The 13,221-nt window shown below is 72.0% G+C and carries 11 protein-coding genes; 4 read left to right on the forward strand and 7 right to left on the reverse strand.

Features of this window, described 5'->3' with window-relative positions; translation table 11 throughout:
• Positions 1-168: 168 nt before the first annotated feature.
• From G8346_RS00355 to G8346_RS00370, 4 genes are read right to left on the reverse strand one after another with little or no spacing between them, the layout of a single operon-like run.
• The gene (locus G8346_RS00355) at positions 169-675 is read right to left on the reverse strand and encodes an alpha/beta fold hydrolase (protein WP_166047067.1); all 507 of its coding nucleotides are present in this window, start codon (positions 673-675) and stop codon (positions 169-171) included.
• A 53-nt stretch (positions 676-728) separates the two neighbouring features.
• A complete protein-coding gene (locus G8346_RS00360; RefSeq protein ID WP_370520504.1) occupies positions 729-2,129 on the reverse strand; it encodes a DUF697 domain-containing protein in 1,401 nt (466 codons plus the stop codon).
• On the reverse strand, positions 2,056-3,546 hold the full coding sequence (locus tag G8346_RS00365) for a GTPase (RefSeq protein ID WP_166047071.1): 1,491 nt from the start codon (positions 3,544-3,546) through the stop codon (positions 2,056-2,058). The genes G8346_RS00360 and G8346_RS00365 overlap by 74 nt, the downstream gene beginning before the upstream one ends.
• Positions 3,543-4,943 carry a sodium/proline symporter gene (locus G8346_RS00370; protein ID WP_166047073.1) on the reverse strand — a complete coding sequence of 467 codons (1,401 nt, stop codon included), beginning with the start codon at positions 4,941-4,943 and terminating at the stop codon, positions 3,543-3,545. The genes G8346_RS00365 and G8346_RS00370 overlap by 4 nt, the downstream gene beginning before the upstream one ends.
• A gap of 58 nt (positions 4,944-5,001) precedes the next feature.
• Here G8346_RS00370 and G8346_RS00375 point away from each other — a divergent pair, with 58 nt between their 5' ends.
• Positions 5,002-8,589, forward strand: a complete 3,588-nt coding sequence (locus G8346_RS00375; RefSeq protein WP_166047075.1) for a hydantoinase B/oxoprolinase family protein — start codon at positions 5,002-5,004, stop codon at positions 8,587-8,589.
• A 44-nt stretch (positions 8,590-8,633) separates the two neighbouring features.
• Positions 8,634-8,945 (forward strand): hypothetical protein, encoded by a 312-nt coding sequence (locus G8346_RS00380; RefSeq protein ID WP_166047077.1) that lies wholly within the window; start codon positions 8,634-8,636, stop codon positions 8,943-8,945.
• On the opposite strand, the gene G8346_RS00385 is transcribed toward G8346_RS00380, so the two are convergent.
• From G8346_RS00385 to G8346_RS00395, 3 genes are read right to left on the reverse strand one after another with little or no spacing between them, the layout of a single operon-like run.
• Positions 8,942-9,472 (reverse strand): gamma-glutamylcyclotransferase family protein, encoded by a 531-nt coding sequence (locus G8346_RS00385; RefSeq protein ID WP_166047079.1) that lies wholly within the window; start codon positions 9,470-9,472, stop codon positions 8,942-8,944. The genes G8346_RS00380 and G8346_RS00385 overlap by 4 nt on opposite strands.
• Complete coding sequence (locus tag G8346_RS00390) at positions 9,469-11,049, reverse strand: hypothetical protein (RefSeq protein WP_166047081.1); 1,581 nt, start codon at positions 11,047-11,049, stop codon at positions 9,469-9,471. Before G8346_RS00390 ends, G8346_RS00385 begins: the two co-directional genes overlap by 4 nt.
• A 57-nt stretch (positions 11,050-11,106) precedes the next feature.
• Positions 11,107-11,817 (reverse strand): DUF3429 family protein, encoded by a 711-nt coding sequence (locus G8346_RS00395; protein ID WP_166047083.1) that lies wholly within the window; start codon positions 11,815-11,817, stop codon positions 11,107-11,109.
• A 100-nt stretch (positions 11,818-11,917) separates the two neighbouring features.
• Between G8346_RS00395 and G8346_RS00400 the strand changes: the two genes are divergently transcribed.
• Positions 11,918-12,133 (forward strand): hypothetical protein, encoded by a 216-nt coding sequence (locus G8346_RS00400; protein ID WP_166047085.1) that lies wholly within the window; start codon positions 11,918-11,920, stop codon positions 12,131-12,133.
• Positions 12,130-13,221 (forward strand): pyridoxal-phosphate dependent enzyme, encoded by a 1,092-nt coding sequence (locus tag G8346_RS00405; protein ID WP_166047087.1) that lies wholly within the window; start codon positions 12,130-12,132, stop codon positions 13,219-13,221. The genes G8346_RS00400 and G8346_RS00405 overlap by 4 nt, the downstream gene beginning before the upstream one ends.

Consider the following 13,221-nt stretch of genomic DNA (forward strand, 5'->3'; position numbering starts at 1 on the left):
GGGTCTTGCGGACGTGTCCGCAACGACCCCGAAGCGCCTCTGCGCTATCGAACCCCGCTATCTGCGACCCGGCAGCGGGGTCGGGACGTGCAATGCTCACCGAGCGATATAAAGATTTCATTGAGCGAGGGGAGCATTGCACGGCGCGGCCCCGCGGTCAGGGCTCCGTCAGACGTCGTCGAGGAACCAGTCGAAGAATCGATTGATCTCGAAGATGTGGTCCGTGAGGCGGTGGTCGCCATCGATGAGATGCAGCCCGGCGCGCTGCTCGCGCGCGAAGCGAATGCTGTTGTCGACCGGGACCACGTCGTCGCGCCAGCCGTGGACGATGGTGATCCTGGCGGCGCGTGGTGTCGGGGTCAGCGCCTCGTAGCCCGGCATGTAGAACGCCGGCGCGATCAGGAACAGGCCGCGCACCGCCGGGAGTTGCGCCGAGGCCGCGGCCGCCACGTGTCCGCCCATGCTGGAACCGACCAGCACCAGCGGTTTTTGCAGCGGCTGGCAATGCGCCACCAGCTTCGCCACCCGCGCCGCCGGGTCGTCCATGCCGCGGTAGTCGATGCTCTCGACCTCGAGGCCGCGGTCGCGCGCCAGGTCGGCCATGGCGGAAATCTTGCTGCCCCAGGGGCCGCTCTCCTTGCCGTGCGAGAAACAGACATAGGGTTGGCGGGACATGCTGCCTCTTCTGGTTCGTTGTTATTGGCTGCAGGGAACGAATCTTAACAGGGCTACGGGCGCGGACTGTCGCCGCGACGCAGGCGGGCGGCCAGGTCCTCGCGCGCCTGGGCCAGCACGGAATCGCGGTCGACGCTCTCGAGAATTTCCTGCACCACCGCCTTGGGCCCGCCCTGGCCCCAGGACTTGCCGCGGGCGAAATACTCCTCTGCGACCCGGCCGATCATGTAGGTCCCGTAGTAGGCCACCGCGCCCTGCGCGCCGGCGGTGAAGACCGTCGACAAGCCGCCGGTGGTGGCCTTGAGCGCGGCGGACACGACGTGCGCCAGCCAGACGGTGCCCATCAGCAGGGTCATCTGGGTCGCAATCACCGTGACCAGCGAACCGGCCTCGGCGCGGCTCAGCGGCAGGCCGTAGAGGCGCGACAGGTGGAACACCAGCCCGGCGTCGAGCGCCGCGGCCGCCAGCAGGTCGGCTGCGGGCACCGGGTTGACCGCCACCGCCACGCCCTTGGCGATGCAGTACTGGCGCACCAGGCGTTCCGCAGCCGCGCGCCGCAACTCGACCACGCGCCGCCCGACTTTTTCACTCACCTGCCCCGCGAACAGGCCGGCGGTCAGCGCCGAGAGCGTCTCCCCTTCGCGCTCCATGATCTGCCACAGGCGCTCGCGCAGCTGCTCGACGTCCGGCGGCCGCACGACCTTCTCCTCGCGCTCGGCGCCGTCGGCGCCGCGCACGATGCGCGTCACCGGCGCCGGGTCCGCCGCGGCGGCGACGACCTGCTCGGCGGGCAACCGCCCCTGCGTGCGTTCCACCAGGCGCGCCACCAGCGCGCGGCGCTCCTCGGCGGTGTAACGATCCGCCTTGTTGAGCACCAGCACCACCGGCGTGCCCGGCGCCAGCGCCCGGTCCAGCGCCGCCTGCTCGGCCGAGTTCAGGTCGCCGTCCACCACGAACAGCACCAGGTCGGCGCGCGCCGCCACGTCGCGGGCCATGGTCTCGCGTTCCTCGCCGCCGACCTCGTTGATGCCGGGCGTGTCGAGCAGGCACACCTGCCCGGAGCGCGCCTCCTGCCAGTGCGCCTCGGCCGCCGCGCGGGTCTCGCCGTGCAACGCGCTGGTGGCGAAGCGTGCCTCGCCCAGCAGTGCGTTCAACAGCGACGACTTGCCGACGCTGACCTCGCCGAGCACGGCGATGTGGATCTCGCCCTGCTCCAGCTTCTGCAGCATGCGCTCCACCTCGGCGAACTCGGGCGCCAGCGCCTCGCGCATGCCGCTGGGCAACGCGGGATCGTCCAGCAGCCGGCGCAGGCTGTCCTGCGCCAGCGCCAGGTGGCGCTCGCCCGCCGGCGCCGCGGCGCGCGCACCCTCGTCCGGCCGCTCAGTCGCGGTTTTCGCGCCGCGCTTCCAGGGCCAGCCGCGCCAGCTGCCGGGCTTTCTTCCCGATGTCTTCACCAAACTGGTCTCCCACCTCGCGTGCGGCCGCAGCCGGGCGGAGGTCTCCGGTGGTCTCGAGGCTGTGTGCCAGCCCCTTGCCCATAGCGTCGAAAATGATGCCGTAGGCGACGGCATGGACCAGCCCCCCGGCCACGGTGCCCGCCCCCGGGAAAGCCTTCAACACGTTGCCCGAGATCGCCAGCACCAGCGGCACGGCGCGGCCGACGTAGCCCTGCGCAATGTCGAGGAAACGCTGGATGTCGATCTCCCGCGCCGGGACGCCGTACAGCCGGCACAAGGCTTTCACCAGCGAGGTGCCGAGGTAGCCCTGGATCAGCACGTCAGTGCCCGGGCTCACCGCCGCCAGCGCGCCGACCACGGCTTTCTTGGTGTAGTCCGACACCACCTTCGCCGCCTGTTCACGCCGCCGCCGCGCTGCGGCGTCCTCGAGCCGGGCCGAGGCGAGGCGGAACACCGAGGCGTCACGCAGCGCGTCCAGCGCGCCCGGGTCGTCGTCCAGCCGGGCCTGCAATGCCTCGCGCAGCATCTCCACGCGCGGCGCGCGCGGACGCTCGATTTCGCTCTCGCGGCCGGTCTCGTCAGCCTGCAGCACGCGCTCGGCCCCGCCCGCCACCACGGGTACCACGGCGGGGGGCGGCTTCAGGGTGGACAGGCGCTCGGCGAGTCGCGCCACGATGCGCTGCAGGTCGCCCTCCGCGTACCAGTCGGCCTTGTTCACCGCGACCACCAGCGGCTTGCCGACGCGCGCCAGGGTCTCCACGTCGTCGTGCTGGCTGCGGCTCAGGTCGCCCTCGCAGACGTAGATCACCAGGTGCGCCCGCATCGCCTCCGCCAACGCCATCTCCCCGAGCATCTCGGCATCGCCGCTGCCGGGCACGTCCGCCAGGCTAACGACGTCGCCCGAGGGCAGGTGCCATTCGTAGTGCTGTACTGCGCGCGTGGTGCCGGCAGTCACGGCCGTCTGCGGCCGGGCTTCGGGCACCAGCGCCTGCACCAGGGAACTCTTCCCGGCGCTCGCATCGCCGAACATGGCGATGAACAGGCGACCGCCCTCGCGGCGCCGCGCCAGCTCCGCCAGCTCCTGCTCGATGGCGGCAACGTCGCCGCTGGCAGCCCGCTCCGCATCGAGCTGCGCCCGCAGGGACGCCTCGTCCGGCGGCCGCTCCGGGACCGCAGCGCGGGCTGGACGCCGGCGCACCGGCGCCAGCAGCCACCACAGCAGCCACGCTGCGAGCGCACCGCCGGTCGCCAGCACGGCGAGGAAGCCGTAGTAGATGGCCGCCGGACCGTCCTGCAACCGCTGCAGGATGGACAGCACCGTGTCCGCGACCGCCAGCAGCGCGCCGGCGAACAGCACCAGCGCCACCAGCACCACCGCTGCGAGCAGCGTGCGGATGCGGCGATCCCCCCTCATGAGCGCGCGCTCCGGCGCGCCGCCGCCAGGCAGATCGCGAGGCCGGCGCCGAAGGGCACCAGCCGCTCCAGCCAGTCGCCGGGCGTGTCAGGCAACCAGTAGAACAGGAGCGTGCCGGCAAAGCCGGTCGCCATGGCTGCGAAGACGGCGGCCGGCGGCACCGCCAGCCCTGCCAGCCGCACCAGCAGCGGCGGCCCGAACGCTGCGCCGAGCGCGGCCCAGGCGAACAGCACGCGGGCGAAAATGGTCTGGGGCAGCGCTAGCGCGATCACCACCGCAAGCAGGCTGATGAGCGCCACCACCAGGCGCGACACCCACAGGCTGCCGCGTCCGCGTCGCGGCAGGTCATGGCTGGCGGACGAGGCGGCGACCAGCAACTGGCTGTCGGCAGTAGACATGATTGCCGACAATACCGCGGCGATCATCACCGCGGCCACCACCGGCGGGAACAGCCGGTTGGCCGTTTCGAACAGCACCTGCTCGTCGGCGACGGTCGGACCGTACAGCGCGCGCGCGGCGAAACCGAGGGTGATCATGCCGGCGTAGATGATCACGGCCCAGGTCAGCGCGATGATGCGGCCGTCGCGCAGCGCGCGCGTGTCGCGCAGCGCCATGAAGCGATTCACCACGTGCGGCTGGCCCGGGTAACCCAGGCCGATGCCGAGGGTGCCGAGTGCAAACCCCACCGCGGCGATCCCGGCGACGGGTGGCCCGGCGCCGGCCGCGCGCAACTCGGCAAGGGACGCCCACACGGCGCCCGGGCCGCCGGCCGCAGCCACCGCGGCCACAGGCAGCACCAGCGCGGTGAAGGCCATCACCATTCCCTGCAGCGTGTCAGTCACGCTCACCGCCCAGAAGCCGCCGAGCAGGGTGTACACCAGCACCACCGCGGCACCGATCATCACCGCCGTGTGCATCTCCAGCGCGAAGGCGCTGGCAAAGGCATTCCCCGCCGCCTGGAACTGCGCCGCCACGTAGAAAGTGAAGGAGAACAGCACCACCCCGGAGGCCAGCAGCACGATGCGCCGCGGCCATCCGCTGTCCGCATCGGGTCCGGCAATGAATTCCGTCAAGGTGATCGCGCCCGAAGCGCGGCTCTGCCGCATCAGCCGCGGCGCGACCCACAGCCAGTTGATGAGAAAGCCGGAGAGCGTGGCCGGAAACAACCACAGCGCCGGCAGGCCCCACAAGTAAGCCATGCCGCTCACGGCCACCAGCGTCCATGCCGATGACGACGACGCGGAGGCGCTGATGGCCGCCACCCAGCCGCCGAGCCGGCGCCCGCCGAGGAAAAAATCGCTGGTGTCGTGGGTGCGGCGCGTAGCCCACAGGCCGATGCCGACGAGCACCAGCTTGTAGACGACCAGCGTGTAGAGAATGGCGTCCGCCCGCGACATGGCGCTCCCCGCGACCCGCGCCGAGTGTAACAGGGGCCCCAGGCCCTACAATGGCCGCATGAACGAGCAGGCAGGCGCCGGCTGGCGCTTCTGGGTCGACCGCGGCGGCACCTTCACCGACATCGTGGCGCGCCGGCCAGACGGCCGGCTGGAAACGTTGAAGCTGTTGTCGGAAGCGCCGGAGCATTATGCCGACGCCGGCATCGAGGGCATGCGCCGCATGCTCGGCCTGCCGGATGCCGCGGCGCTGGCGGAGGCGCCGATCGAGGTCGTGCGCATGGGCACCACGGTGGCCACCAACGCGCTGCTGGAGCGGCGCGGCGAGCCGACCGTGCTGGTGGTGACGCGCGGCTGCGGTGATGTGCTGCGCATCGGTACCCAGCAACGCCCGGAGCTGTTCGCCCTCGACATCCGGCTGCCGGAGCCGCTGTATGCCGAGGTCATCGAGGCCGACGAGCGCCTCGCGGCCGACGGCATGGTGCTGCGCCCCCTCGACGAGAACGCCCTCGCGACCGCCCTGCGTGCGGCTCGCGCACGTGGTTTCAGGGCAGCCGCGGTGGTGCTGCTGCACGGCTACCGCTTCCCGGCACACGAACTGGCGGCGGCGCGGCTGGCGCGGGAAGCCGGCTTCGAGCAAGTGTCCGTCTCGCACGAGGTCAGTCCGCTGCCGCGCATCGTGCCGCGCGGCGAGACCACCGTGGCCGACGCCTACCTCTCGCCGGTGCTCGACCGTTACGTGGCGCGGCTGCGGCAACCGCTGGGCGGACACCGCCTGTTGTTCATGCAGAGTAACGGCGGCCTTGCCGAGGCCGAGCGCTTCCGCGGCCGCGACAGCGTGCTGTCGGGGCCCGCCGGCGGCGTGGTGGGCATGGCGGCGGCCGGCCGGCGCGCAGGCATCGAGCGCCTCATCGGTTTCGACATGGGCGGCACCTCGACGGACGTCTGTCTCTATGAAGGCGAGTTCGAGCGCAGCCAGGACAACCTGGTCGCGGGCGTGCGGCTGCAGGCGCCGATGCTGCGCATCCACACGGTGGCCGCCGGCGGCGGCTCCGTCCTCGCCTTTCGCGACGGCCGCTTCCAGGTCGGTCCCGAGTCGGCCGGGGCGCAGCCGGGGCCGGCGTGCTACGGCCTCGGCGGACCGGCCGCAGTCACGGACGCGAACCTGGTGCTCGGCCGCCTGCAGCCCGAGGCGCTGCCGCGGGTATTCGGTCGCAGCGGGGACCAGCCCTTGGACCGTGCCGCCGCCGCGGCACGGCTGGAAGAGATCACGGCGGCCGTGGCCGCGGCCGGCCGGCCCGCGATGAGCATCGAGGCCGCGGCCGCCGGCTTCCTCGAAGTCGCGGTGGAGCGCATGGCGCGGGCCGTGAAACAGGTCTCGGTGCGGCGCGGCGCAGACCCCGGCGCTTTCACGCTGTGCGGCTTCGGCGGCGCTGCCGGCCAGCACGCCTGCGACGTGGCGGACGCGCTGAACATCCGCCGGGTCCTGCTGCCGCCGTTCGCTGGCGTGCTTTCGGCGTGGGGCATCGGCCTCGCCGACCTCGTGGCGCTGCGCCAGGCACCCGTGCAGCAGCCGCTCGATGCTGCGACGCTGGCCCGGGCGCACGACACCCTGGCGCAGCTCGGCAGGGAGGCTGCCGCAGAGCTCGTGGCCCAGGGCCTGGCGGCGCAACGCTGCCTGCTGAGCGCGCGGCTGCGGCTGCGCTGTATCGGCAGCGACACCGTACTGGAAGTTCCGCTCGGCACGGAGAGCGAAGTCCGTGCGGTTTTTGCGACCGCCTTCGAGCGCCGCTTCGGCTTCCATGCCGACGCAGCGCTGGTGCTGGAATCGGTGGAAGCCGAGGCGCGCGGCGGCCACGGTGAGCCCGGGCGCGCACCTGCGGTCGAGCCGGCGCCGCGCTCGAGTTGCCGCGCCTGGGTCGACGGGACATGGCGGGAAGTCCCGCTGGTGCCACGCCAGGCGCTCGCGCCCGGCGAGAAGCTGGCCGGCCCGGCGCTGCTGCCGGAGCGCAATGCCACCACGTGGCTTTCCCCCGGGTGGCATGCCCGCGTGGACGGCGACGGCAACCTGCTGCTGGAGCGCGCCGCGCGCCGCCGCGCCAGGAAAGTCTCCACCGCCGCCGATCCGGTCTTGCTGGAAGTGTTCAACAACCGCTTCATGCACGTCGCCGAGGACATGGGCGCCGTGCTGCAGAACACGGCGAGCTCGGTCAACATCAAGGAGCGGCTCGATTACTCCTGCGCCGTGTTCGACGCCACCGGCGGGCTGGTGGCCAACGCGCCGCACATGCCGGTGCACCTCGGCTCCATGGGCGAGAGCGTGCGCGCCGTGATGCGCAGTTTCGGCGACGCGATGTCCCCCGGCGACAGCTTCGTGCTGAACGACCCCTACGAGGGCGGCACCCACCTGCCCGACATCACCGTGGTGACGCCCTTCTGCGGCGACGACGGACGGCCGGCCCTGTACGTGGCGTCACGGGCGCACCACGCCGACATCGGCGGCCGCACCCCGGGCTCGATGCCGGCGGACAGCCACCACATCGACGAAGAGGGCGTGCTGCTCACGCCCGAGCGCATCGTCACGGCGGGCCGCTTCGACGAGGACGCGGTCCTCGCGCTGCTCGGTCAGGGACGCTGGCCGGCGCGCAATCCGCGCCAGAACCTGGCCGACCTCAAGGCCCAGCTGGCGGCGAACCGGCGCGGCCTGGCGGGACTCGAGAAGATGCGCGCCGAGTTCGGGCCCGCGGTGGTGCGCGCATACATGGGCCACATCCAGCGCAATGCGGCCGAAGCCGTGGCCGAGGCGCTGGCCGGACTGCAGGACGGGACCTTCCGCTGGCGGGGCGACGGCGGCGAAGAGATCTGCGTCGCCATCCGCATCGACCGGGTCGCGCGCCGCGCCGTCATCGACTTCAGCGGCACCTCGCCGCAGTCGCCGGGGAACCTCAACGCCCCCGCCGCAGTGTGCCGCGCCGCCGTGCTGTACGTGTTCCGCTGCCTGGTGAAACGCGACATTCCGCTCAACGAGGGCTGCCTGGAGCCGCTCGAGTTGCGCATTCCGGAAGGGAGCCTGCTCAACCCGCGCTGGCCCGCGGCCGTGGCCGGCGGCAACGTCGAGACCTCGCAAAGCGTGGTGGACGCATTGTTCGGCGCGCTCGGCGTGGTCGCCGCCTCGCAGGGCACCATGAACAACCTGAGCTTCGGCAACGCCGGGCACCAGTACTACGAAACGCTGTGCGGCGGCGCCGGCGCCGGGCCCGGCTTCGCCGGCGCCTCGGCGGTGCATACACACATGACCAACAGCCGCCTCACGGACCCGGAGATCCTGGAATTGCGCCACCCGGTACGGGTGGAACTTTTCGCCGTGCGCCGCGGCTCCGGCGGCGCGGGCCGCTGGCGCGGCGGCGACGGCGTGATCCGTCGCCTGCTGTTCAACGAGGGCATGACGGCCGCACTGATCTCCAATCGACGGCGGCACGGGCCCTTCGGCCTGGCGGGCGGATCATGCGGTGCGCCGGGCGTGAATCGCGTCATCCGGCGGGATGGCTCGATCGAGGTGTTACCCGGCATCGTCGAGCTGGGGCTCGAGCCGGGCGACCAGCTGGAGATCATGACGCCGGGCGGCGGTGGATTCGGCGCCTCTTCGTGAGCGAGGTCACGGACCCGGCTGGAGCGGCTTGATAGGCTTTTTTCATGGATACGCGCCAGCCACCCGATCGCGACGACTGGGATCCTTACGCCGTCTGGCAGATCCTGCTGCACCGGCACCCGGTGAAGGTGGCCGATGTGTCGGTTTCGAGCGGCCACATCGAGCGCGGGCTGCTGGCCGAGTTCTGCGAGGTCATCGCCGATTACCCGGATTTCCTGCAGGACGCGCTGCTCCTGATCGCACATGCCAAGGGCGTGGAGGCGGCGACGGTGGCGCTGGACGAGGCCGTCCGCGCACAGCACGCGCAGCGCCTGGCGCGAAACGAGCGCCCGCGCAACCTCACCCGCCGCGGCTAGCCCGGGCCGCTCTCCGTACCGGCCGCGAGCAGGGTCCGGGCGACGCGGGACTGCGCGCTGTCCCGGTCCACTTTCACTGTCACTGACGCCAGCCAGCGCCGGTGCGCAGCCGGCAATTCCAGCATGGCTGCGCCGGCGCGGATGAGGTCGACGTACCAGTCCGGCGGATCCAGGCCCGCAGCCACGGCGCTGTCCTCGGCGCGCCAAGTCAAGGCCCTTCTCGGCGCGCCAGCGACCAGCACCTCGACCTCTTCCATCCGGTATCCGGCCCCCGCCGCGCCGAGCTGGTCGAGCGCCTCGCGCCGCACGGCATAGAGGACGCCCGGCAGGACGTCGCCCGGCGTGCCGCTGGGCTCTGCGTCAGACCGGGCCGCGCCGTCGCGCCCGCGCTTGCGGAACGCCAGGCGATGACCTGGCAGCGCCGCGGCGCCGACCAGCTCGGCGTCGGGGATGCGCCTTCTCAGCCAGCCCGGATGCACGTTCGCCCCGTAGGCGAAGTACAGGACCCGCTCGCCCGCTGCGCTCATCCTGCCTGCCGGATGCCCCGCGGCAGCACGCCCGGGAGCGCCGTCGCGATGCCGCGCGGCTGGGTGATGGCCCAGCGCTCCGCAGACAGGTACGCCAGGCGCGCGCCGTCGAGGCCCTGGCTCACGCGGCAGATGATGAAGTCCCGCGGGCGGTGCGGCGCAAAACCCACGGTGAACTCCACGCGCGCCGGCCGCTGCGGCAGGGGAATCTCGTTGACGTCGATGAACCATGCCTCGGACGGATCTCCGGCGAGGCGGCCCGAAAAACGCAATGACTCGAGCCAGCCCGACAGCTGGTCCCGCAGCCGCTCGGCCAGGCCGTCGCCAGGCGGCTCGAACACGACCCAGCGCGTGCCGTGCAGCAGCGTGCGCTCGACCATCAGGCCGAGGCGACGCGCCGACAGGGAACGCCATGCCGGCACCGGGCAATCAGACGTCGCCAGGGTGCGATCGCCCGCGCACAGGAAACGGCCGCCCGGCGCGCGTTCCAGGATATTGAGCCCGGCCGACCGCAGGCGGTGCCGCAGCTCCGGCGGCAGCTCGTGGGTGGGCCGGAAGCCGCTCCCCAGCGCCGGCGCCTCTTCCGTCGGGTCACGCGTCAGCGCCCCTGCCACCGCGCCGAGCGCCGAGCGACTGGAATCACGCCCCTCCCCGGCCAGGCGGGGAAAGACCGCCAGCGCGTTCTCGCCGGCAATGTTCAGGCCGCGCAGCCAGTGCATCGCCTGGTCTGCGTCGTGCGTGCCGGCCGACGGTTCCAGCAGCAGCATGGCGCTGCGGCGACGGCAGTATCGCAGCGCAGCCACGAGCAGTGCGGGCCCGGCGATACGGCCGTCCGGCGCCGGCGGCAGGCAGAGGAAGTCGATCGGCCCGGCGCCGTCGAGTGCGAACAGGCCGGTGCTTCGTCCCGAGGACCCCACCAGGTCGTAGTCCGTCAGGGCGCTGCCGTCGCTGCCGTCGTCATCGGCTTCGACCCAGGCGACGGGGTATCCCGGCGCCGTGCTGACCGTGGCGTGCGGGCGGCTCGGTGGCAGCAGGCCGCGCACCCGCACCAGGCTCGATTCCATGAGGACGTCGCTGACGTAGCGCTCGGCTGCCGGTTGCAGCGAGAGCCGCTGGTAGATCTCCTGCTCCACCACGCGTTCGGAAGCCGGTGCGCGCAGGCGCTGGACCACGAGGTTGAAAGTGACGTCGTCGGACGGGCCGATCTGGTCGTAGTCGACCGAGGCCCTGAGGTACTCCGCGCGCCCCGGGCTCACCGCTTCCAGCACCAGCGTGCCCTCGCGGCCGGGCAGCCGGATGGTGCATGCCCGCGCGGCATTCGCGACGCGCACCACGATGGCACGGCGACCGCCGGCATGAAAGAAGTCGCGCACGCAGCGGTCCATGGGGTGGTCGGCGCCCGCGACGCTGAAGACGCGCTCATAGGATTCGATGTCTTCGACGGTGACAGCCTTGTCGAGGGGGCCGCGACGCGCGGCGCCGACGAAAGCGGTGGCACCGTAGGGAAAGACTTCGAGCCGAGTCTCGCGGCCCGGGAATTCCTCGACGAGTATTCCCGGAGCGAGCGCATCAGCCATGCCGTACTCCAGCGCAGCGGCGCACGCGCGCCGTAGAAACGAAGGCTAACAGCGCAGTCATGCTGCCGCCAAGGCGAACAGCAGCACCAGCAGGCCGACCAGGGCCGTGAGGCGCGTGCGCATGTTGCGATACCAGCCCGGCAGGGTCTCCGCCACCGGCGGGCTCGCCTCCCACGCGCGCAGGCCGACGAAACCGGCCAGCAACAGCCACGCGCCGGCCGCCGGCGGCAGCAACAGTGCCGCCCAGGCGAGCAGCGCAGGAAGCACGCTGATAGCCATGCGCATCATGCGCAAGCGGCCGCCGCCGAGCGCGACACCCCAGTGCACGGCGCCGACGAAAGACAGGATGACCGCGCCATAGGCGAGGAACTGCTGCGCGAAATACTCTTGCCGCACGGCATCGCTGAGCATGAAGCCGGCGAGGGCGGCCAGAAACGGGATCAGGCCCGCGTAGCCCAGCCATTGCCCCGCCTGCGGCACGCCGCCCGCGAGGCGCGCATGCGCCAGCAGCTCGCTGGGGCCGCCGATGAAGCGCCCGTCGAGGAAGACCTGGGGCAGGGTGTGATGGCCGGTCCATTCTTCCAGCACATGGAAGCGGTCGCGCGCGGCGCCGTCGGCCATGGACATGGTCACGACGCGGTACTCGATACCGAGTTCATCGAGGCGCCGCTCCAGCTCGCGCACATCGGTGAGGCGGGATGCGAACAGCACCACGGGCGCACTGCCCGCGTCCCGCCGTAGTGCATCCAGGTGATCCGTGCCGCTCATGTGGCTCCTGCTCCTGCGCGCGCCGCGCGAATCCTGCGATGATAATAGCCGAAGCGACTGTAACTTCATCCCCGGAAAGACATCGAGGGCGGCGCGGCAGATGGAACAGCGAGGCAGCAAACCGGCGGGGCAGGGATTGCGTGATGCCTTGCGCTGGCTGTCGGCCGAGGGCCGGCATGATGCAGCGGCGGTGGAAGAAGCCTGCCGCCGTTTCGACCTGTCGCCCCTGGACGAGGAGTTCCTGCTCGCCGAGGCGCGACGCCTGCGCAGCAGCACGGCAGGCGACCGTGGCGGTCAGCCGGAAGGCCAGCCGTGATCGAACTGTTCGCGCGCTACCCGCGCCTCGTCGACACCCTGCCATGGCGTGCGCTGGGGGACTGGCCGACGCCGGTGCAACAGGCCGATCCTGGCTTCCATGGCGAGGCCTGTGCCGGGCTGTGGCTCAAGCGTGACGACCGTTGCGCCGAGCCCTACGGCGGCAACAAGGTGCGCAAGCTCGAGTTCCTGCTCGGCGCCGCTCTCGAGCAGGGATGCCGTGGCGTGTTCACCTTCGGCGTCGCCGGCTCCAACCACGCGCTGGCGACTGCGGTGTATGCCGCGGCGCTGGGGCTCGAGGCGCGTCTGCTGCTGACACCGCAAAGCAACTCCTCGTTCGTCGGGCGCAACCTGCGCATGGGACGCTGGGCGGGCGCCAGGCACGTGCACTGCCCGACCGAGGCTGCGGCGCGCAACGCCGCACGCGCGCTCGAACTCCACGGGCCGCAGCCTGCGTTCTACCGCGTCCCCGGCGGCGGCTCGTCGCCGCTGGGCGCCGTCGGCTTCGTCAACGCGGGACTGGAACTCGCGGCACAGGTGCGCGCGGGCCTGTTACCGGCACCCGACGCTATCTATGTTGCTCTCGGCACCATGGGCACGGCGGCCGGCCTGGCGCTGGGACTCGCCGCAGCCGGGCTGAAGACGCGGCTGGTGCTGGTGCGCGTGGTGCGCCAGGACATCGCCAGCCCGGAGCGTTTCCGCGCCCTCTACCACGGCGCTGCACGGCTGCTGCATCGCGCCGACCCGCGCTTCCCGCTGCGGCCCCTGGAACGCGCGCGCATCGAGGTGCGCCACGATTTCATCGGCCCGGGCTACGCCCGTTTTACCGCGGCGGGCATGGCGGCACTCGGCGAGGCGCGCGCCGCCTTCGACATCGGGCTCGAAGGCACCTACACCGGCAAGGCCTTCGCCGCGCTGCTGGCGGACCTGCGCGCGGGCCGGCTGGCCGGACAGCACGCGCTGTTCTGGAACACCTACAACGGGCAACCCATGCCGGCCGCGGCACTGGCGCTCGACTACCGCACGCTGCCGACGCCCTTCCACCGCTACTTCGAGGCGCCCTACCAGCCGCTCGACCCGGAAGCCTGA

It is taken from the genome of Thioalkalivibrio sp. XN279 (assembly GCF_011089885.1).
In the GTDB taxonomy this organism is placed as follows: Bacteria; Pseudomonadota; Gammaproteobacteria; order Steroidobacterales; family XN24; genus XN24.

Excerpts from the sequence above, each read along its gene's own strand:
- G8346_RS00355 (WP_166047067.1), bottom strand. The coding sequence starts at position 675 with ATGTCCCGCCAACCCTATGTCTGTTTCTCGCACGGCAAGGAGAGCGGC.
- G8346_RS00365 (WP_166047071.1), bottom strand. The coding sequence starts at position 3,546 with ATGAGGGGGGATCGCCGCATCCGCACGCTGCTCGCAGCGGTGGTGCTG.
- G8346_RS00370 (WP_166047073.1), bottom strand. The coding sequence starts at position 4,943 with ATGTCGCGGGCGGACGCCATTCTCTACACGCTGGTCGTCTACAAGCTG.
- G8346_RS00375 (WP_166047075.1), top strand. The coding sequence starts at position 5,002 with ATGAACGAGCAGGCAGGCGCCGGCTGGCGCTTCTGGGTCGACCGCGGC.
- G8346_RS00380 (WP_166047077.1), top strand. The coding sequence starts at position 8,634 with ATGGATACGCGCCAGCCACCCGATCGCGACGACTGGGATCCTTACGCC.
- G8346_RS00385 (WP_166047079.1), bottom strand. The coding sequence starts at position 9,472 with ATGAGCGCAGCGGGCGAGCGGGTCCTGTACTTCGCCTACGGGGCGAAC.
- G8346_RS00390 (WP_166047081.1), bottom strand. The coding sequence starts at position 11,049 with ATGGCTGATGCGCTCGCTCCGGGAATACTCGTCGAGGAATTCCCGGGC.
- G8346_RS00395 (WP_166047083.1), bottom strand. The coding sequence starts at position 11,817 with ATGAGCGGCACGGATCACCTGGATGCACTACGGCGGGACGCGGGCAGT.
- G8346_RS00400 (WP_166047085.1), top strand. The coding sequence starts at position 11,918 with ATGGAACAGCGAGGCAGCAAACCGGCGGGGCAGGGATTGCGTGATGCC.